The organism is Salmonella sp. SAL-020, assembly GCF_017372215.1.
Classification (GTDB): domain Bacteria; phylum Pseudomonadota; class Gammaproteobacteria; order Enterobacterales; family Enterobacteriaceae; genus Salmonella; species Salmonella enterica.
The window spans coordinates 1,744,283-1,765,807 of the sequence record NZ_CP071690.1 but is presented as its reverse complement, the minus strand read 5'-3'; the positions used below and the strand labels follow the sequence as shown (position 1 = coordinate 1,765,807).

Genomic DNA, 21,525 nt, shown 5'->3' with positions numbered 1-21,525 from the left:
AGGCGGAACCCTGTGATGGAGTAAAGACCATGAGCTTCAATACCCTGATTGACTGGAACAGCTGTAGCCCTGAACAGCAGCGTGCGCTGCTGACGCGTCCGGCGATTTCCGCCTCTGACAGTATTACCCGGACGGTCAGCGATATTCTGGATAATGTAAAAACGCGCGGTGACGATGCCCTGCGTGAATACAGCGCTAAATTTGATAAAACAGAAGTGACAGCGCTACGCGTCACCCCTGAAGAGATCGCCGCCGCCGGCGCGCGTCTGAGCGACGAATTAAAACAGGCGATGGCCGCTGCCGTCAAAAATATTGAAACGTTCCATTCCGCGCAGACGCTACCGCCTGTAGATGTGGAAACCCAGCCAGGCGTGCGTTGCCAGCAGGTTACGCGTCCCGTCGCGTCTGTCGGTCTGTATATTCCCGGCGGCTCGGCTCCGCTCTTCTCAACGGTGCTGATGCTGGCGACGCCGGCGCGTATTGCGGGATGTCAGAACGTGGTTCTGTGCTCGCCGCCGCCCATCGCTGATGAAATCCTCTATGCGGCGCAACTGTGTGGCGTGCAGGAAATCTTTAACGTCGGCGGCGCGCAGGCGATTGCCGCTCTGGCCTTCGGCAGCGAGTCCGTACCGAAAGTGGATAAAATTTTTGGCCCCGGCAACGCCTTTGTAACCGAAGCCAAACGTCAGGTCAGCCAACGCCTCGACGGCGCGGCTATCGATATGCCAGCCGGGCCGTCTGAAGTACTGGTGATCGCCGACAGCGGCGCAACACCGGATTTCGTCGCTTCTGACCTGCTCTCCCAGGCTGAGCACGGTCCGGATTCGCAGGTGATTCTGCTGACGCCTGATGCTGACATTGCCTGCAAGGTGGCGGAGGCGGTAGAACGTCAACTGGCAGAACTGCCGCGCGCGGACACCGCCAGGCAGGCCCTGAGCGCCAGTCGTCTGATTGTGACCAAAGATTTAGCGCAGTGCGTCGCCATCTCTAATCAGTATGGGCCGGAACACTTAATTATCCAGACGCGCAATGCGCGCGATTTGGTGGATGCGATTACCAGCGCAGGTTCGGTATTTCTCGGCGACTGGTCGCCGGAATCCGCCGGTGATTACGCTTCCGGAACCAACCATGTTTTACCGACCTATGGCTATACTGCTACCTGTTCCAGCCTTGGGTTAGCGGATTTCCAGAAACGGATGACCGTTCAGGAACTGTCGAAAGCGGGCTTTTCCGCTCTGGCATCAACCATTGAAACATTGGCGGCGGCAGAACGTCTGACCGCCCATAAAAATGCCGTGACCCTGCGCGTAAACGCCCTCAAGGAGCAAGCATGAGCACTGAAAACACTCTCAGCGTCGCTGACTTAGCCCGTGAAAATGTCCGCAACCTGGTACCGTATCAGTCTGCCCGCCGTCTGGGCGGTAACGGCGATGTCTGGCTGAACGCGAATGAATTCCCGACAGCGGTGGAGTTTCAGCTCACCCAACAAACGCTTAACCGCTACCCGGAATGCCAGCCAAAGGCCGTGATTGAAAACTACGCGCAATATGCTGGCGTAAAGCCGGAGCAGGTGCTGGTCAGCCGCGGCGCGGATGAAGGGATCGAGCTGGTGATCCGCGCCTTCTGTGAACCGGGGAAAGACGCTATTCTCTACTGTCCGCCCACTTACGGTATGTACAGCGTCAGCGCCGAAACCATTGGCGTAGAGCGCCGGACGGTTCCCGCGCTTGAAAACTGGCAGCTGGATCTACAGGGGATTTCCGACAACCTTGACGGCACAAAAGTGGTGTTCGTTTGTAGCCCCAATAATCCTACCGGACAACTTATCAACCCGCAGGATCTGCGCACGCTGCTGGAGTTGACACGCGGTAAAGCGATAGTCGTCGCCGACGAAGCTTATATTGAGTTTTGCCCGCAGGCCACGCTGACAGGCTGGCTGGTTGAATATCCTCATCTGGTTATCCTGCGCACATTGTCGAAAGCTTTTGCGCTGGCGGGTCTGCGCTGCGGCTTTACACTGGCTAATGAAGAGGTGATCAACCTGCTGTTAAAAGTGATCGCCCCTTATCCGCTTTCTACGCCAGTGGCGGATATCGCCGCCCAGGCGCTGAGCCCGCAGGGAATAAACGCAATGCGCGATCGCGTGGCGCAGACAGTGCAGGAACGTCAGTATCTGGTGAATGCCCTGCAACAGACCGCCTGCGTAGAACACGTCTTTGACTCTGAAACCAACTATATTCTGGCGCGGTTTACCGCCTCCAGCAGCGTGTTTAAATCCTTATGGGATCAGGGCATTATCTTACGCGATCAGAATAAACAACCTTCTTTAAGCGGCTGCCTGCGGATTACGGTCGGCACCCGCCAGGAAAACCAGCGCGTCATTGACGCCTTACGTGCGGAGCCAGTATGAGTCAGAAGTATCTTTTCATCGACCGGGACGGAACCTTAATTTCCGAACCGCCGAGCGATTTTCAGGTAGACCGCTTTGATAAACTGGCCTTTGAGCCAGAGGTGATTCCCGTATTGCTGAAGCTGCAAAAAGCCGGTTTTAAGCTGGTGATGATCACTAACCAGGATGGACTTGGCACGCAAAGCTTCCCGCAGGCGGACTTCGACGGACCGCACAACCTGATGATGCAGATTTTCACCTCTCAGGGCGTATGCTTTGATGAGGTGCTGATCTGCCCTCACCTGCCCGCAGACGACTGCGACTGCCGCAAGCCCAAAGTGAAGCTGGTGGAGCGTTATCTTGCGGAACAAGCGATGGATAGCGCCAACAGCTATGTGATTGGCGATCGTGCGACCGATATCCAGCTCGCTGATAACATGGGCATTACTGGTTTACGCTATCACCGTGAAACGCTGAACTGGACGATGATTGGCGAACAGCTAACGAAACGCGATCGCTATGCGCATGTGATCCGTAACACCAAAGAAACACAGATTGATGTCAGTGTCTGGCTGGATCGCGAAGGCAACAGCAAGATTAATACCGGCGTCGGCTTCTTTGACCATATGCTCGATCAAATCGCCACCCACGGCGGCTTTCGCATGGAGATTACCGTTAAGGGTGATCTCTATATCGACGATCACCACACGGTAGAAGATACTGGACTGGCGCTCGGTGAGGCATTAAAACTGGCACTCGGCGACAAGCGCGGTATCTGCCGTTTTGGCTTTGTACTACCGATGGATGAATGTCTGGCGCGCTGCGCGCTGGATATTTCCGGTCGTCCGCATCTGGAATATAAAGCTGAATTTACCTACCAGCGTGTGGGCGATTTGAGCACAGAGATGATTGAACACTTTTTCCGCTCACTCTCTTACACGATGGGCGTCACTCTGCATCTCAAGACTAAAGGTAAAAACGATCACCACCGTGTCGAAAGTTTGTTTAAAGCCTTTGGTCGGACGCTACGCCAGGCTATTCGCGTGGAGGGCGATACATTACCGTCCTCGAAAGGAGTGCTGTGATGAACGTCGTCATCCTTGACACCGGCTGCGCCAATTTAAGCTCGGTAAAATCCGCCGTGGCGCGCCACGGTTACACCCCGGTGGTCAGCCGCGAAGCGGAAATCGTATTACGCGCTGACAAACTCTTTCTGCCCGGCGTCGGCACGGCGCAGGCCGCTATGGATCAACTGCGCGAACGTGAACTGATCGACTTAATTAAAGCGTGTACTCAGCCGGTACTGGGTATCTGCTTAGGGATGCAACTGCTGGGTCGTCGCAGCGAAGAGACGCGCGGCGTGGATCTGCTGAACATTATCGAACAAGACGTGCCGAAAATGACCGACTTTGGTCTGCCGCTGCCGCACATGGGCTGGAATCGCGTGTATCCGCAGGCGGGCAACCGGCTGTTTCAGGGCATTGAAGATGGCGCCTATTTTTACTTTGTTCACAGCTACGCGATGCCGGTCAACCCGTGGACTATCGCCCAGTGCAATTACGGCGAGCCGTTTACCGCGGCGGTACAGAAAGATAATTTCTTCGGCGTACAGTTCCATCCGGAACGTTCGGGCGCGGCGGGCGCACAGTTGCTGAAAAACTTCCTGGAGATGTAATGATTATTCCGGCATTAGATTTAATTGACGGCACCGTGGTGCGTCTCCACCAGGGCGACTACGCCCGGCAGCGGGATTACGGTAACGATCCCCTGCCCCGTTTGCAGGATTACGCCGCCCAGGGCGCCGGGGTGCTGCATCTGGTAGATCTGACCGGCGCTAAAGATCCGGCTAAGCGACAGATACCGCTGATTAAAACCCTGGTCGCGGGCGTGAACGTGCCTGTTCAGGTCGGCGGCGGCGTGCGTACCGAAGAAGACGTTGCGGCATTACTGAAAGCTGGCGTTGCCCGTGTGGTCATCGGTTCAACGGCGGTGAAATCTCCTGACGTGGTGAAAGGCTGGTTTGAACGTTTTGGCGCGCAGGCGCTGGTACTGGCGCTGGACGTTCGCATAGACGAACACGGCAACAAGCAGGTGGCGGTTAGCGGCTGGCAGGAAAATTCCGGCGTCTCGCTGGAACAACTGGTGGAGACCTATCTCCCCGTCGGCCTGAAACATGTACTGTGTACCGATATTTCTCGCGACGGCACGCTGGCGGGCTCTAACGTTTCACTGTACGAAGAGATATGCGCCAGATATCCGCAGATCGCCTTTCAATCCTCCGGCGGTATTGGCGATATCGATGATATTGCCGCCCTGCGCGGCACCGGCGTGCGCGGCGTGATTGTCGGACGCGCTCTGCTGGAAGGGAAATTTACCGTTAAGGAGGCCATCCAATGCTGGCAAAACGTATAATTCCGTGTCTGGATGTTCGTGATGGTCAGGTGGTGAAAGGCGTACAGTTTCGCAACCATGAGATCATTGGCGATATCGTTCCGCTGGCCAAACGCTATGCCGACGAAGGCGCGGACGAACTGGTGTTCTATGACATTACCGCCTCCAGCGATGGTCGCGTAGTCGATAAAAGCTGGGTGGCGCGCGTTGCCGAGGTGATCGACATTCCGTTTTGTGTAGCGGGCGGCATCCGGTCAATTGACGACGCCGCCAAAATTCTTTCTTTCGGGGCGGATAAGATCTCTATCAATTCCCCTGCACTGGCTGACCCAACGCTGATTACCCGTCTGGCTGACCGTTTTGGCGTACAGTGCATTGTCGTCGGGATTGATACCTGGTTTGACGACGCCACGGGGAAATATCATGTTAACCAGTATACCGGCGATGAAAACCGTACCCGCGTGACGCAGTGGGAGACGCTGGATTGGGTGCAAGAGGTACAACAGCGCGGCGCGGGGGAAATCGTCCTGAATATGATGAACCAGGACGGCGTGCGTAACGGTTACGATCTGACGCAGTTGAAAAAAGTCCGTGACGTTTGCCGCGTGCCGCTGATCGCCTCCGGCGGCGCGGGCACGATGGAACACTTTCTTGAGGCATTCCGTGATGCCGATGTCGACGGCGCGCTTGCCGCCTCCGTTTTTCACAAGCAAATCATCAATATTGGCGAATTAAAAGCGTACCTGGCAGGCCAGGGCGTGGAGATCAGGATATGTTAACAGAGCAACAACGCCGCGAGCTGGACTGGGAAAAAACCGATGGCCTGATGCCAGCCATCGTGCAACATGCGGTATCCGGCGAAGTATTGATGCTGGGCTATATGAACCCACAAGCGCTGGACAAAACCATTGAATCCGGCCATGTCACGTTCTTCTCACGCACGAAACAGCGTTTATGGACCAAAGGCGAAACCTCAGGCCATGTGCTGAATGTCGTCAGCATTGCGCCGGATTGCGACAACGATACACTGCTGGTGCTGGCAAATCCTGTCGGGCCGACCTGCCACAAAGGTACCAGCTGCTGCTTTGGCTACGCCGGCCATCAGTGGTTATTCCTGTATCAACTGGAGCAGCTACTGGCAGAGCGCAAAACCGCCGATCCGGCCAGCTCTTACACGGCGAAACTGTACGCCAGCGGTACCAAACGTATTGCGCAAAAAGTTGGCGAAGAAGGTGTAGAAACCGCGCTGGCGGCCACCGTCAATGATCGTTTTGAATTAACCAATGAAGCGTCTGATTTGATGTACCACCTGCTGGTGCTGTTGCAGGATCAGGATCTCAACCTCACCACCGTGATCGACAATCTTCGTAAGCGTCATCAATAAGCATAAAAAACCGGGCAACGCCCGGTTTTTTATGAGAAATTTTACCTTTCGAAGCCGACCACCATCCGGCAAAGAAGCTTACAAGGCTTTTGGCTTATAGCTACGTAGCGCATTGCGCCCCAGCACAATCCCGGCACCGATCATCCCGCCCAGCAATACAGCCAGCACAAGGGTAATGGCTTTTTTCGGGCTATCGCGACGGACCGGCAGCGTCGGCTTCATCACATAACGATAGACGTGCACCGTATCGGCAGTCACTTTCAGATTTTTAATGTCCAGCAGTGTCTGCTTCGTCTGGTAATAGGCCGGAGAAAAGACCAGTGGACGCGTCGCTTCGTTCTGTATCATCGATTTTAGCGCATCGCTCCCCAGCAGGAACATCGTGTCCTGGGTAACATCCTGGGTTTGCTGAATCTGCGGCTGCGTGATTTTGGCCTCATCCGCATAGCGCAACGCTTCTTCGATTTGCTTAATACGCAGATCTTTTTGCTCCTGCGCCACAACTTCCTGCGTCTCAAGGGACTCCTGCAACGTTTTGGTTTGCAGCGTGATGTTATCTTTCAGGTCAACTTCCAGTTCCTTAGCGACCTCTTCATCCACCTGTTGGATATATTCCGCCAGCCGACGCTGCGCCCCTTCAGCGGTAGTACTCACATAAGAAACCGAGAGTGGCAGCGCCTGCCCCTTTACCGACTGTTCAATGGTGAGCTTTTCCCGCTCTTTCTGATTATCCAGCGCTTCCGATAATGCGGAAAACGCAGAGCTAAAGCGGCTTATAAAATTCGCCTGCACTTCAGAGATTTTGGGGGCATTCCCGCCATACAAGACGTTGAGCGCATTGGTATAGGTGGCAACCTGCGCGGCATCAGGTTGGGTAATAATCGCCGTGGATGTCCATTTTTCTTTGGCTATCATCAGGTAGCCTACGGCCAGCAAAATGGCGATAATAACGGCTACAATAATGGTCATCTTCCCACGCCATAACTGTAGCAATAACTCAATCAAATCAATCTGTTCCGGATCGTTCCCACGCCCGGAAGACGTATTACTATCCACTGTCATAGATACCCTAACTAAAAAAAGGATGAAGCTGGAGACAGTGTAGTCATAAAGCAAATATATGCCATAGGATTAATGATAAAAATCAGACATTATTTCCATTTGGTCAATAAATCATCGGGACTCATCAGCCCCGATTGCCTTATTAATCACTACCGAAAAGATCGCGGGTATACACTTTTTCAGCAACATCCAAAAGCTCTGCCGCCATCCTGTTGGAAATAATGACATCCGCCTGCTGTTTAAAGCAGTGCAAATCACGTTCAAGACGTGAGTTAAAGAAAGTATCTTCTTCCATTACCGGCTCATAGATGATGACCTCTACGCCTTTCGCTTTAATGCGCTTCATAATCCCCTGAATCGATGAGGCGCGGAAGTTATCGGAGCCACTCTTCATAATCAGGCGATAAATGCCCACCACTTTAGGCTTTCTGGCGAGGATAGCGTCGGCAATAAAATCTTTACGCGTACGGTTTGCTTCAACGATAGCGGAGATAATATTATTAGGCACCGACTGATAATTGGCCAGCAACTGTTTGGTATCTTTTGGCAAACAATATCCGCCATAACCAAAAGAGGGATTATTATAATGATTGCCAATACGCGGGTCGAGGCACACCCCTTCAATAATTTGTCGGGTATTTAATCCTAACGTTTCAGCATAGCTGTCTAATTCATTAAAATAAGCGACTCGCATAGCGAGATAAGTATTGGCGAAAAGTTTAATAGCTTCCGCCTCAGTGGAGTCCGTAAACAGCGTTGGAATCTCCTGTTTAATAGCGCCTTCCTGGAGTAATGCGGCAAATTCTCTGGCGCGCTCAGACTGTTCCCCAATCACGATACGGGAGGGATAAAGGTTATCGTAAAGGGCTTTACCTTCACGTAAAAACTCCGGAGAGAAAATGATATTTTCTGTCGCAAACTTCTGACGCATTGCCGCCGTGAAGCCAACCGGCACCGTAGACTTAATAATCATCACGGCTGCGGGGTTGATGCTGATCACATCCTGAATGACCGATTCCACACTGGACGTATTAAAATAGTTGGTTTTGGGATCGTAATCCGTAGGCGTAGCAATAATGACGTAATCTGCATTCTGGTACGCATCAAACTTATCCAGCGTTGCCCTGAATCTGATGTTATCTTCCTTTAAAAATTGCTGAATTTCTTTATCAACAATCGGAGATATCCGATCATTTAACAGTTCAACACGGGAAGGAACAATGTCTAACGCCACCACATCATGATGTTGTGCAATAAGCAAACCATTAGACAAGCCAACATAACCCGTCCCGGATATCGTGATTTTCATTATTCGCTCTCAGAATTAACTTAATTATGAATCATGATGTATTTCGCATCCTGATAAGATATTAAAGTTTTAACGCCTGAGTATATAAAGTGCAACGCAGACGAAAACAATTCAGATTATCTTCATTACGATAAACACAGATTATTAAGTTAATATTAAGCAAAAGCGATAAATCAATAAGAATAGAGATAAAAAAAAGCCCGGTATTAAACCGGGCTTAAACATTTTTGCAGAAATTATTCCAACCACTCGGTATGGAAAATGCCTTCTTTATCAGTACGTTTATAGGTGTGCGCACCAAAGTAGTCACGCTGCGCCTGAATTAAGTTAGCTGGCAGTACTGCGGCGCGATAGCTGTCATAGTAGGCCACTGCCGCAGAGAATGTCGGCACCGGAATGCCGTTCTGCACCGCGTAAGCCACAACATCACGCAGCGCCTGCTGGTACTCATCAGCAATTTTCTTGAAGTAAGGCGCTAACAGCAAGTTAGCGATACCAGCGTTTTCTGCGTAAGCATCAGTGATCTTCTGCAGAAACTGAGCGCGAATGATACAGCCCGCACGGAAAATCTTAGCAATCTCGCCGTAGTTGAGATCCCAGTGATATTCATCAGACGCGGCGCGTAGCTGCGAGAAGCCCTGCGCATAGGAGACGATCTTGCCAAGATACAGCGCGCGACGCACTTTCTCGATAAATTCAGCTTTGTCGCCTGCCGGCTGCGCTTTCGGCCCGGAGAGCACTTTAGATGCGGCAACACGTTGCGCTTTCAACGAAGAGATGTAACGCGCAAAGACGGATTCGGTAATCAGCGACAGCGGTTCACCCAGATCCAGCGCGCTCTGGCTGGTCCATTTACCGGTCCCTTTGTTGGCGGCTTCATCAAGAATGACATCCACCAGGTAGTTTCCGTCTTCATCTTTTTTAGTGAAGATGTCTTTAGTGATGTCGATCAGATAGCTGCTCAGCTCGCCGTTATTCCACTCAGTAAAAGTGTTCGCCAACTCTTCATTGCTGAGATTCAGGCCGCCTTTCAGCAGGGAGTAAGCTTCAGCGATAAGCTGCATATCGCCATATTCAATACCATTGTGGACCATCTTGACGTAGTGACCAGCACCATCGGCGCCGATATAGGTCACGCACGGTTCGCCATCTTCCGCCACAGCAGCAATCTTCGTCAGGATCGGCGCCACCAGTTCATAGGCATCTTTCTGACCGCCAGGCATGATAGATGGCCCTTTCAGCGCGCCCTCTTCACCACCGGAAACACCGGTACCGATAAAGTTAAAACCTTCCGCAGACAGCTCGCGATTGCGACGGATTGTGTCCTGGAAGAAGGTGTTACCGCCATCAATAATGATATCGCCTTTTTCCAGATACGGTTTCAGCGAATCGATAGCTGCATCAGTACCTGCACCCGCTTTCACCATTAACAGGATACGACGAGGCGTTTCGAGGGATTCAACAAACTCTTTCACCGTGTAATAAGGCACCAGCTTTTTGCCGGGATTCTCGGCAATCACTTCTTCGGTCTTTTCACGGGAGCGGTTGAAAACGGAGACGGTATAACCACGGCTTTCGATGTTGAGCGCGAGGTTGCGCCCCATCACTGCCATACCGACGACGCCGATCTGTTGCTTGGACATTACATACTCCTGTCAGGTGTGGAAACCCTGCCACAAACGGTCATGGCAGGTTAAAGGTGAATAGTATGTTAACTCAAAGGTATGATATTAAGGTAGCGATTGATGCGTTCAGATTTTACGCAGGCTATTTTATACAATTATTATTCAGTACTTCTCGGTAAGCTTAATACGCACCATCTCGCCGCAAAACAACTTTCGCTGTTTTAAACAGAATGGCAATATCATTCCAAAGCGTCCAGTTTTTAACATACCAGGAATCAAAATAAACACGAGTGTCATAATCAACATCATTACGCCCACTCACTTGCCATAGACCTGTCATGCCCGGCTTTGCCATCAAATAATAATCAACATCATCACAATAACGCTCCAGTTCATCCGAAACGATAGGTCGTGGTCCAACCAGGCTCATATCACCTTTTAGTACATTAAAAAGTTGTGGCAACTCATCAAGGCTAGTTTTACGTATAAATCGACCTACAGCTGTGATTCGAGGATCATTTTTCAGTTTAAAATCTTTCTCCCATTCAGCCCTGGCAATAGGATCGTTAGCCAAAAGTTCTTTTAGTACCTCTTGAGAATTCATAACCATAGAACGAAATTTGTAGCATGGAAAAAGTTTTCCATGCCGACCTACTCGCTGGTGACCATAAATAGCCGGACCACCATCTCGAGTAACTTTATACCACAGATAAATCATAAGTGGTGATGCAATTATAAGAATCATTATTGAACAAACAATATCAAATGTCCGTTTGAGAAAACGGGACGACCTTTTAGCCAAGTTATTTTGTATCCTTAATAACATAACTTCATGGCTAAAGATAAAAGACATATCAGTATTATATAATGGCAATCCTCTAAACGAGGGGACTACAGTAACAGAACGACAATGATGTTTTGAAAGTTCACGTAGCCAAAAATGTGTTTTCTCCAACTCGGTGTATTCATAAGCAAGGATATAATGGACATCACCTGTACGATTTAAATCCCAAATAATCTCAGTATCCTTTATCACCGGCAACATATTTATTTCAGCATCTGACGCATCCGTATCAAAAAAAGCGATAACATCAAACCCCATCATCTCCTCACTTTGCAGCGCAGAATATGCACCACGAGCATTCTGTCCGCTCCCCAGGATGATAGTTTTTTTCTTCCAGATACCTAGCTTGTTCAATAAATGCTTTGTAAGTGCGCGAAAAAAAGGCACCAGGATTAGAGCAAAAGTCCAACAAAACACCCAGACATAGCGTGAAAACTGCCATTTTGTAAACGCTATCAGAGCCAAATCAAATATAGCAAAAATAACGATCGTACGAAAAATTTCTTTTAACTCATACCAAAATGGCTTGCGGTATGTATAATGTCGCAAACGAATCCAAAACCAACCGACACATACTACTGACAAAATAAAATGCGTAATAACTCTTGTATCTAATTGGTCTTGAGGAATAAATCGCTGTACTTGATCAAAAATAAAATAGACACATCCTAATGAAAACCATAAGGCTAAATTAAAAAAAATCAAATCCGATATAGCCAAAAAAATTTTACATAGCTGTGGATTATACTTATTATCAATATTATCCATTTAATCCTCACCCTCTGACCGTGCATAATGTAAATAAAATAGGCATATTAAGTAAATAACATTCAATTTTTTACAGCAAGCATCGTTTTTTAATATTAGCAAGCGTTGTATTTACAAGATCCTGAGCCCTATTTAATAAATTAGCTTCTGCATAGCAGCGTAACTCAGGTGCATTACCAGAAGCGCGCAAATGCACAATACATCCATCACGTAAAGTAATTCGCATACCATCTGTCATATCTGTAGAAATTGCACCTTCATTCTCCAAACCAATATAGCTTAAGAGGTTGCTCAGATTTTCTCTGCCCATACTAATTAAGGATTGACTTTTATCAGTTGTAATCCCCTGTAATCTGTCAGAATGGGTGTAACGAGTTGGGAGTTCATTGACTAAAGCGCTAATGCTGGTATTCCTACTTTTGTAAAGCAGCATTATTGCTGGTAATACAGCATCACGAGTTGGTAAGGCATGAAGATTCTGCTCGTTAATACAGATGTCGCTTCCTAATAAAAAACCGCCATTGGCTTCAAAACCGACAATACGACTATAACTCCGCGATAATTCATTAAAAGCTTCGATAACATAAGGCGAGCCAATTTTTGTAAGCTTAACATGTTTAAAAAAGCGGCCAGAAGAAATTATGCTGTTACAACTAACAGGAATAGCGACGGCTTCTGCATCCAATGCAAGTGAACATAATAGACCTAGTATATCGCCTCTTAGCCACTCACCGGCCTCATCAGCAATAAGAGGGCGATCACCATCCCCATCTGTCGAGAATATGGCATCTAAATCGAACTCTTTAGCCCATGAGCGAGCTTTTTCCCGATCCTCTTTGCTTACAGCCTCTGTATCTATAGGTACAAAATTATCGCTTCTACCCAAGCTAACGACTTCAGCCCCCAATGCAATAAATAAAGGCTTATAAAGATCACGCCCAGCGCTTGAATGTTCGTAAATACCAATACGCTTATTTTTCAGGAATGGAGTAGAAAATAAAGATGTATAACGAGATATATAATTAACAGCAGCCATTTCTGAAACTATGAGTTCTTTAAGCTCTAAATGGCTGCACGTATCTTCAACACTAAGGATCGCAGCCTCATCATGTTTCGTGATTTCACCATCAGGACGATAAAACTTGAGGCCGTTCCGCTCGAATGGAATATGACTTCCCGTAACCATTATCGCAGGCATATTGTCAGACATAGACTGAAAGGCCAAAGCTGGGGTTGGTACCACTCCATAAAAAATACAGTTAACGCCTTTATCCGCCAATGCAGCAGCACACGCCTGAGCCATCCCATAACTACTTGGACGATTATCTATTGCCAATGCTACGGTATCAAAGGAAAAATGTTCCTGCATAACGGCAACAAATGAAACCGTAAAAGCAGCACATACCTGAGGTGTAAAATCTTTTACAAGACCGCGAGCCCCACTCGTTCCAAACACAATACCTGATGAATAAATAACATCACGGCTATTATTAACTACGTTCATTAGTCCACTCCTTCGAAAATCCAGAACGTTGTTCTAAACGAATAATATCATCCTCACCAAGATAGGTACCTGATTGAATCTCAATTAACTTCAGGGGGGTCATTCCAGGATTTTCCAGCGCGTGAATAGTATTCGGAGGAATAAATGTTGATTCATTTTCAGAAACCATATAAATCTGCTCTCCCTTTGTAACACGAGCAGTCCCGGATAATACTATCCAATGCTCAGCCCGGTGGTGATGCATCTGCGCCACAAATTTCTCACCCGGCTTAACAGTGATACATCGAACGAGGTAATTTTTGCCGCTATCAATCACATTATATTTTCCCCAGGGGCGGAAAACTTCTTGATGATGTTTATATTCGTTCCTATCATTCCGTTTTAAATAATCGACAATTTTTTTAACATCTTGTACTGTATCTTTATTAGCCACCAGTAAAGCGTCTGTTGTTTGAACAATGACAAGATTGCTTACACCAATCGCACTTATAAACATATCTTCGGAATAAATGTAATTATCATTACAAGCATGTGCGAAGATATCTCCTTTTAAAACATTTCTCTGATGATCTTTATTCGATATATCCCAAAGTGAGGACCAGGAACCCACATCCGACCAGCCAGCGCTCATTGGTATCACCACCGCATGCTGTGTGTGCTCCATAACTGCATAATCGATAGAATCACTCGGGCATGACATAAACTCTTCTTTATCAATACGAATAAAATCAAGATCGGGATTTATATGTCCTACCGCCTTTTCACAAGCTTTATAAATTTCAGGTGATAAATACTTTAATTCGTTTAAATAAGAGCTTGCACGAAATAAAAACATACCGCTATTCCAGTAATATTTCCCTGATTTGAAATAGTCACCGGCGGTATCGATATCCGGTTTCTCCACAAATTCAGCCACTGCATAAGCGTCATTTCCTATCAACTCACCACGACGAATATATCCATAACCCGTTTCAGCATGCGTTGGAACAATACCAAAAGTTACAAGCTTACCATTTGCAGCGTATTCTTCAGCATGTCTGACAGCTTTCGTAAAAGCTATTTCATCCTGAATCACATGATCTGCAGCAAGAACCAACAAAAGAGGATCAGCATTATCAGCATTCTGGAGCGCACAAAACGCGGCAAGAGCGATCGCTGGTGCAGTATTACGGCCTACCGGTTCGAGAATAATATTATTTGCTAACTTGTCAATTTCACGGAGTTGTTCAGCGACTAAGAAACGGTGTCTGTCATTGCAAATGACAACGGGTTCTTCTGTAGAAAGTGAAGCTAATCGCTTTATAGTATTTTGCAGCATTGATAGTTTACCTTCAACGCTTAGAAACTGCTTCGGATGATATTCGCGTGAAAGCGGCCATAAACGGCTACCTGTGCCGCCAGCCATAATTACGGGAAGAAAAGACATTTATTTTATCTCTTTTGACGAAGAATATTGGATATTATTCCAATAACTCTTGTACATGCTAAAATAGCGACATGTAGACAACGGTAAAGATTGCCAATGCTTGCCTAATTTGTAACCCAAGAATTTAGCAAAGGTTGTTAATAAAGCTCTTGGAATCCAGAACGGTGCATTTTTAAGCAGGAATTGAATCTCTGATTTTACGAAGCGGAAACCCTCACCACCGGCTCCGCCAAAGTCACGCTGAATCCACGGAGAACAAGCATGAAATACACCAGTATCAAAATATCGTTGAAACTCTTCTCGCGGGGTATAATTATGGGAGTGTCTTACCACCGCTTCAGCGCAGTAGGCGACCTTATAACCCGCCTGAATCATCTTAGCCGCCATAAACATATCCTCGGCAAGAATTGTATGTTCAGGAAACCCACTTAACTCTTCAAAAACGGAACGGCGATAGGCAGCAAAAGAATTGGACATAAATACAGTTTTAATACCCAATTTTTCTATATCTGCCTTACTTTTAACAATAGATTTTGAACTATAATTAAAATTTCTGGCATGCACTGCAAGGGGATTAGCATCTTTATGAGGAAGTTGTCTACCACAAACCGCTGCTATCAATGGATCTGAAAAATAATAAACCAAATTTTTAATTGCATCCGAATCCGCGAGAATTGCATCTTGCGTTAGAAAAATTATAACATCAGCGTCCAGAGTTTTTGCAACTGCTAAATTTCTGGTTCCTCCATGATTAAAATCTTTAGAGTCAATATTAAATATTGATATATTTTTCAGGTCTGAGGCTAACGGAACCGTTTCATCTTTAGAACCTGAGTCTATAACAATCAATTTATCCGGATATATAGTTTGCTGCTTAATCGCATCCAGAACATTAGGCCAAAGCGACCCTGCATTATATGTGGGAATAATTAATGTTATTTTCATTTATTTTGATTCCGCCAACCAATTGCCAACCATCTGCTTCATATTATCAAAGTCATACCGTGCGACATAGTTGTTAAATCGGGAAATTGCATCAGGCAACTGCTCTATATTTTTAATTGCACTCTGCCAGCTTTTTTCATCATCCGGATTCACATATAATGCACCATTGGTTAACACTTCATGAAATACTGGTATATCGGACACTATAACTGGAGTATTTGATGCCATCGCTTCAATAGGAGGTATACCAAAACCCTCATCAATAGATGGATAAACAAGCGCGTAGGCTTTAGAATATAAAATCTTTAATTCATTAAATGAGACTTCATGTAAAAAAGTCACTTTATCTTTTAGTTCCAGATCAACGACCATTTGTTGGAGAGACATTGCATAGTCAGTACGACCACATACAATAATTAAATTATAAGAGTCAGACCAAACTTTTTTATTTTTTATGAATGAATGAATATTTTTATGTGGCCAACTTGCACCAACAGCTAAAAAGTAATTCTCTTTTTCTTTTTTTTGTATAAAATCAGATTTATTAACACTATTATAAATTACTGATATTTTCTCACTATCTACATTATAAGTTTTAGCAATGCTATCTTTAACGGTATAAGATACCGTTAAAACATGCTTACATCGCTTAACGGACATTTTTAATAAAAAGCGAAAATACACTTTCTGAATAAAACTATCTGGATAATAAAAAGGTCTTATATCATGTACGGTTATCGTTTGGTTTCTCAGTAAGGGGATAGTGTGATGTGTAGTACACACCAATTTTTTATTACCAAACTTAATTAAAACCCTCAGCGCAAGCCAGTAACTATATACATACCATACTAATGGTCTAAGTCGCGATGTTTTTGATGTGTTGCTAACAATATTCGGAACAGTAACTACTGCATAACCGAGCTTTTCAAAATAATCAGCGTGTACCTTGCTACAGATTATTGCGTCAACATCAGCTATTTCTCGCAGTGCCGTTAAAAATTTAATCGAGTATTGCCACATTCCCGTACCACTTTTACCTAAACGTGATAGGTTAACGATCATTGAATAGCTCTCCGTTTTTCCATTCATGCTTGTATAGCGATTATCACAAGGACGACCAATAGTTATTAGGAAACATTTTCATTAAAATGAACCACGGATCATAATTAAAAATGAATAAGGAATCATATCCAAATAAATATAAGCAAGCCTTGTAATTATTATAAAATCACCATTAAAATCAGTTCATAATACTAAGCCAAATATTATACCAAGTAAAAATGCCACAAAAAATAGCATCTGCCATAATATACTCACTCTATGGTAAACACTAAGATATGCAAGAGCATAGTAAGCAAAAGAAAGAAAACTAGGGTTTCCGACAATCTCTAATTGCCACAAGTCTTAATTTTGAAATTGATAAATAGTCAAAAACAACCCCGTCCATACATATTATAGATACATATATAGCATCTGTTACTGTATCCGAAAAAGCAAGAGTATTTAAAGGTTCTAATTAAGGAAATTGCAAATAAATCATCCTACAAAACACGTATAAACTATACGCTAAATAGTCACGACAATAATAGCATAAGCATTTTTTATACTATAAACTCGATTTGTATTGATGTTGATACTATGAAAATATTTTTTTTATTACCATTTTTGCTAATTTTATTTTTTTAGTGTAGCTAGCCAGCCCTTTAAGACGAAATATTAAATTGGTGGCTATTTTCGGATATCCCAACTTCTTATAAAATGATGCAAGTTCAGCCCTATCGGTGGAATCACCATAACATGCCATAGCTAAAGAAGTATAAAACCAAGGACGCTCTTTTGTAAGAACCCGTCCAAATGAGATATATATTTTTGTATTGTTATTATAAAAATCCTCCCTCAGTTTTAAATAACCGATGAAATCAATTTTTATTCGACGAGCCTTCCCATTACTTTCGAATGTATCGTTATCTCCTCTGCAATCAACCAGTGGCAGTGATATGTACTGCAGGGTCGAATTCATATTGTTAATTATTCTTAATAAAATATATACATGCGCATAAGCTGTACCAATGTATGACTCGTCAAATATGACGTCAGACCATTTATTCCTTTTCACTATAATAGAGCTTAAGTAGCTAAAAAGTCCGCCGACTGAGTTACATTTACTAAAGTACTCTATCAAATCAGCTTCATTGCTAAAAGAAAATAATCTACTGCCACCATTTAACCATCGCCGATGTGGATTAGATATTTTCGTCATTGAAATATCTAATTCTCGTCTGTCACATAAATAAATGTCACTTCCGGCAGCCAATTTATCTTCCATCAATGCAAGGGAATTTTTTGTAAGAATATCATCACTTCCGAAAATCCAACAATAATCTCCAGTCCCCATATTAACTGCAGATAAATAATTCCTATCTGGCCCAATATTTTCGTTATGCCTTTGATACAAAATTGGAAAATTAAATCTATCTCTCCAGATATTTATTGACTCTTCCGTTCCATCAGTTGATGCATTATCTGAAATACATACTTCTACAATTAAGGAGTGAGAAGATTGATTATTAATACTTTCAAGAAGGTCTTCAATGAATTTTACTCGATTATACGTTGGGATACAAAATGATACCTTCATATTATGCTAGCCTTTTACTCTTATACATATAATACACTGGCAATCCCCAAAAAACAGTTAGCGAGAACGATAAAATTAGTCCGTATAAAATACCAACTATTCCATAATGCTCTGCAAAATACCATTGAGTCACACCACCAATTAATGCCTGACACGGAACTATGAGCCAAAGAATTTTTAATTGGTTCATACTTTGAAGTAACATAGCAAATGTATCACACCAAACTCTTATACTAAAATACACAGCCAGTAAAACAAAAACAGCCCCACTAATATTATAATCTATACCGTTAGCAATTATGCTATAGATATAATCCTTTAAAACATAAATGAATAACGTACCAAGACCAACAAAAAATACCCCACCAATAATATTTAGGAAAATGATTCTATGCAACTTTCTCCACTGCATTTTCACTCGTAATTCAGCACATACTGGCCATAATGCTTGTAATACCGCAGTATAAATAAAAAACATTAAACCAAATATTTTCATCGTTACAGTATATTTTATAATATCTGCAGCAGATAATTTCTGAGACATCACAATATAATCAGTTTGTAAAACTATTATCGATAAGGACGAAAAAATCAGAAACCCTGATGAACGTGATAGTAATAATTTATAGGTGTTAAAGTTTACTTTCGTTTTAAGAACATATATGTACCGAAACGATATATATATAATGGGCAGTATTGCTACCGGAGCATACAATGCTACTAAAGCGAAGGTAATACTCGAATCTGGCATTAAATAATGGATCGCAACTACATCTAAAAAACCTAAAAGATAAGATAATGCATTAATTATATTAGCTTTCCACCCTAACAGTTCCGCAAATAATATTTTATAGACCACACTCCCAACGCCAATGAATATAAATAATATACTTGCTATAAAAAAATAACTTCCTGAGTTGTTTTTCAATTCATCGCTAAATGAAGTAAGATATAGTGACGATAATTTATCTGATAAGAAGAATAATGTAGAGCTTAAAATGATTAAGGATGCGAATAGAATATGAATTGCGGCCTTGATATATGCATCATATGATTTTCTATCAGCTTTCAACTCAGATATATAATTTTGTAGACTACTACCAATCCCAATATCTGCAATGCTAAACCAGACCAATAATCCAGTTAAAAGAGTAAATACAGCGTATGATTCTTCGCCAAGAATTTCCAAAAGAAATTTAACACTTACTAACTGAACACCGGCAATTATTATCTTTGAAAGCCAAGAGGAAGCGGCAATAATAAGATGTCTTGGAATTCTAACCAACCTCAGTTTCCTCACGTCAGCTTCATCTTTTAATTATAAAAAATATTTCATTCTTTAATTATGCCCGCTTTCGCGGGCAGAAACATCATATAGAACTAGTCCAATCATACATTTTCTGGACACCATCTTTTGCCGAGACTTTCGGGCTCCAGTCAATTGCATTAGTGATTTTTTTAATATCTGCAACAAAAACACGCTGATCACTTTCCCTTACTGGTAAATTAGTGAACCTCATATCAATGTTGCAATAATCTTCAAGCAATTTGAATAATTCAAGTAATGATAGGCTGTTGACAATGGTACCACCAATATTAAAAGCGTTCCCCCTAATTTTTGATACATTTGCCAAGGCAGTGAAATATAACGAAATCATATCTTCAGCATGCAAAACATCCCTAACTTGCTTACCATTACCAGAAATAGTGAAGGGTTTGTTAATACCATTTTTAATTTCAACCGCTTTTTGACAAAACCAACCTACCCAGCCTTGATCATAAGTAGCAAACTGTCTCCCACCATACATTGATGAATGCCTGAACACCACTGTATTCAAACCAAAAATCCTTGCATAATCAAGCATGTATTGATCTGCAGCACCTTTTGAACAACCATATGGTGAGTGGAAATCTAATTGTGTGCTCTCATCATATCCATTAGGCTTATCTATACAAGTATATCTAGTTTCTGTTTCATTGTATTTATATTGCTCAAGATCGCCGTATACTTTATTTGTTGATGAATAAATTATATTACAATTTGAATTATACTGCCGTACTGCCTCAAGTAAATTTAAAGTTCCACCTACATTAATTTCAAAATCCATACAAGGATTGTCAATAGATGTAGTCATTGCCACTTGACCTGCAAGATGAAAACAGCTATCAGGCATATACTTAGTTATTAATCTTGTAACATCATTTTTGTTGCGAATATCACCATGTACAAACTCAAAGTTTCCTAAGGAGGATAACCAATGTAAATTATCTGTTGCACCTTTACGTGATAGATTATCGAATACAATTAAATCAATCCCTTGACTTAAAGCAAAGGAGGCAAGATTACTCCCAAGAAAGCCACATCCACCGGTAATTAAAAGCTTCATTTCCCTTCCTCTTCAATTATTTCAGTTAATGCATCAACAAGAGAGAACTCTCTTTTCCATCCTATTTTTTCAAGTTCTGCTATATCAGCACAACTATACATCAATTCATTGGCTCTTTCTTTGACCACACCAAATTCAATTATAGAATTGCTTTTTGTGATATTTTTAACAGTCTCTACATATTCACGAATTGATATAGCCTTTCCACTACCAACTTCAATACTATGAAATTTGGGGAAATTATTAACATTATTTATAATACAATCGAACGCTGTTAGTAGATCTTTTATATACAAGAAATCTCTCTGTTGCAAACCAGATGTTAACTTTACTGGCTGGTTACTTAAACAACGTCTAATAACCATACTGGTAAACTTATCGTCTCCATCAAAAGCTCCATAGAAATGCTCCAATTTTAACTCTATATATTTACCACAAACTTTATCTATAATGGCGGCGGCGAGTTCATTTGCTTTTTGTTTAGTATATGCATATAAACTCGTATTTGGTGGCAGTGATGTTCCACAATTTATGAATACTGCATCAAGTGATGAGATAGATTCTAATACTCTGATAGGCATAAGAATATTGCTTTCTATTAAAGCTGTTGCAGGTTCGTTATGTCTTCCATAGCAAGCAATAGTGTTAATAATAATATTCGGTTCAAATTCTACTATTTTTTCGATCCAATTATTTTCTGTCGTGTAAATAATATTATTTATGGTAGCTTCATTGTTCCTCTTCCTTGCTAAGCCAATCACAGTATGTCGACTTTCGAAGTAGGATGTAAGTCGTGATCCAAGGAACCCAAACGCTCCCATTATTAGAATTTTCATGAAATCATAGAGGGGAA

19 protein-coding genes are annotated in these 21,525 nt (G+C 43.7%); 7 read left to right on the top strand and 12 right to left on the bottom strand.

The window, feature by feature from the left end; translation table 11 throughout:
• Nucleotides 1-29 precede the first annotated feature (29 nt).
• From hisD to hisIE, 7 genes are read left to right on the top strand one after another with little or no spacing between them, the layout of a single operon-like run.
• Nucleotides 30-1,334 (top strand): histidinol dehydrogenase, encoded by a 1,305-nt coding sequence (gene hisD / locus J1G48_RS08265; protein WP_000009620.1) that lies wholly within the window; start codon nt 30-32, stop codon nt 1,332-1,334.
• Nucleotides 1,331-2,410, top strand: coding sequence for a histidinol-phosphate transaminase (hisC, locus tag J1G48_RS08260; protein ID WP_000102715.1), 1,080 nt, complete (start codon nt 1,331-1,333; stop codon nt 2,408-2,410). The genes hisD and hisC overlap by 4 nt, the downstream gene beginning before the upstream one ends.
• Nucleotides 2,407-3,474, top strand: coding sequence for a bifunctional histidinol-phosphatase/imidazoleglycerol-phosphate dehydratase HisB (hisB, locus tag J1G48_RS08255; protein ID WP_000080042.1), 1,068 nt, complete (start codon nt 2,407-2,409; stop codon nt 3,472-3,474). The genes hisC and hisB overlap by 4 nt, the downstream gene beginning before the upstream one ends.
• On the top strand, nt 3,474-4,064 hold the full coding sequence (gene hisH, locus J1G48_RS08250; RefSeq protein WP_001103591.1) for an imidazole glycerol phosphate synthase subunit HisH: 591 nt from the start codon (nt 3,474-3,476) through the stop codon (nt 4,062-4,064). The genes hisB and hisH overlap by 1 nt, the downstream gene beginning before the upstream one ends.
• Nucleotides 4,064-4,801, top strand: a complete 738-nt coding sequence (gene hisA, locus J1G48_RS08245) for a 1-(5-phosphoribosyl)-5-[(5-phosphoribosylamino)methylideneamino]imidazole-4-carboxamide isomerase (RefSeq protein WP_000586403.1) — start codon at nt 4,064-4,066, stop codon at nt 4,799-4,801. The genes hisH and hisA overlap by 1 nt, the downstream gene beginning before the upstream one ends.
• Nucleotides 4,783-5,559, top strand: coding sequence for an imidazole glycerol phosphate synthase subunit HisF (gene hisF / locus J1G48_RS08240; RefSeq protein WP_000880125.1), 777 nt, complete (start codon nt 4,783-4,785; stop codon nt 5,557-5,559). Before hisA ends, hisF begins: the two co-directional genes overlap by 19 nt.
• Entirely contained in the window at nt 5,553-6,164 is a 612-nt protein-coding gene (gene hisIE, locus J1G48_RS08235) for a bifunctional phosphoribosyl-AMP cyclohydrolase/phosphoribosyl-ATP diphosphatase HisIE (RefSeq protein WP_000954843.1), read from the top strand. Before hisF ends, hisIE begins: the two co-directional genes overlap by 7 nt.
• Nucleotides 6,165-6,242: 78 nt before the next feature.
• On the opposite strand, the gene wzzB is transcribed toward hisIE, so the two are convergent.
• From wzzB to J1G48_RS08175, 12 genes are all read right to left on the bottom strand, one after another.
• Entirely contained in the window at nt 6,243-7,226 is a 984-nt protein-coding gene (gene wzzB, locus J1G48_RS08230) for an LPS O-antigen chain length determinant protein WzzB (RefSeq protein WP_000215251.1), read from the bottom strand.
• 142 nt (nt 7,227-7,368) lie between these two features.
• Entirely contained in the window at nt 7,369-8,535 is a 1,167-nt protein-coding gene (gene ugd, locus J1G48_RS08225) for a UDP-glucose 6-dehydrogenase (RefSeq protein ID WP_000704825.1), read from the bottom strand.
• 236 nt (nt 8,536-8,771) lie between these two features.
• On the bottom strand, nt 8,772-10,178 hold the full coding sequence (gene gndA / locus J1G48_RS08220; RefSeq protein WP_000043532.1) for an NADP-dependent phosphogluconate dehydrogenase: 1,407 nt from the start codon (nt 10,176-10,178) through the stop codon (nt 8,772-8,774).
• 163 nt (nt 10,179-10,341) lie between these two features.
• Complete coding sequence (locus tag J1G48_RS08215) at nt 10,342-11,772, bottom strand: undecaprenyl-phosphate galactose phosphotransferase (RefSeq protein WP_000368707.1); 1,431 nt, start codon at nt 11,770-11,772, stop codon at nt 10,342-10,344.
• 70 nt (nt 11,773-11,842) lie between these two features.
• Nucleotides 11,843-13,276, bottom strand: a complete 1,434-nt coding sequence (rfbK, locus tag J1G48_RS08210; protein WP_001103643.1) for an O-antigen biosynthesis phosphomannomutase RfbK — start codon at nt 13,274-13,276, stop codon at nt 11,843-11,845.
• Nucleotides 13,263-14,702: a mannose-1-phosphate guanylyltransferase/mannose-6-phosphate isomerase gene (locus J1G48_RS08205; protein WP_000009014.1), complete on the bottom strand. Its 1,440-nt coding sequence runs from the start codon at nt 14,700-14,702 to the stop codon at nt 13,263-13,265. Before J1G48_RS08205 ends, rfbK begins: the two co-directional genes overlap by 14 nt.
• A complete protein-coding gene (gene rfbN, locus J1G48_RS08200; protein WP_000705151.1) occupies nt 14,703-15,647 on the bottom strand; it encodes an O antigen biosynthesis rhamnosyltransferase RfbN in 945 nt (314 codons plus the stop codon).
• Nucleotides 15,648-16,709 carry a glycosyltransferase family 1 protein gene (locus J1G48_RS08195; RefSeq protein ID WP_001521643.1) on the bottom strand — a complete coding sequence of 354 codons (1,062 nt, stop codon included), beginning with the start codon at nt 16,707-16,709 and terminating at the stop codon, nt 15,648-15,650. It lies immediately after the preceding gene.
• A gap of 574 nt (nt 16,710-17,283) precedes the next feature.
• Nucleotides 17,284-18,285 (bottom strand): glycosyltransferase family 2 protein, encoded by a 1,002-nt coding sequence (locus J1G48_RS08190; RefSeq protein WP_000868492.1) that lies wholly within the window; start codon nt 18,283-18,285, stop codon nt 17,284-17,286.
• 1 nt (nt 18,286) lies between these two features.
• Nucleotides 18,287-19,585, bottom strand: coding sequence for an MATE family efflux transporter (locus J1G48_RS08185; RefSeq protein ID WP_001228887.1), 1,299 nt, complete (start codon nt 19,583-19,585; stop codon nt 18,287-18,289).
• Between the two features lie 70 nt (nt 19,586-19,655).
• Nucleotides 19,656-20,672, bottom strand: a complete 1,017-nt coding sequence (locus J1G48_RS08180) for a CDP-paratose 2-epimerase (protein WP_000770933.1) — start codon at nt 20,670-20,672, stop codon at nt 19,656-19,658.
• Nucleotides 20,669-21,508 carry a CDP-paratose synthase gene (locus J1G48_RS08175; RefSeq protein ID WP_000697758.1) on the bottom strand — a complete coding sequence of 280 codons (840 nt, stop codon included), beginning with the start codon at nt 21,506-21,508 and terminating at the stop codon, nt 20,669-20,671. The genes J1G48_RS08180 and J1G48_RS08175 overlap by 4 nt, the downstream gene beginning before the upstream one ends.
• Nucleotides 21,509-21,525: the final 17 nt, after the last annotated feature.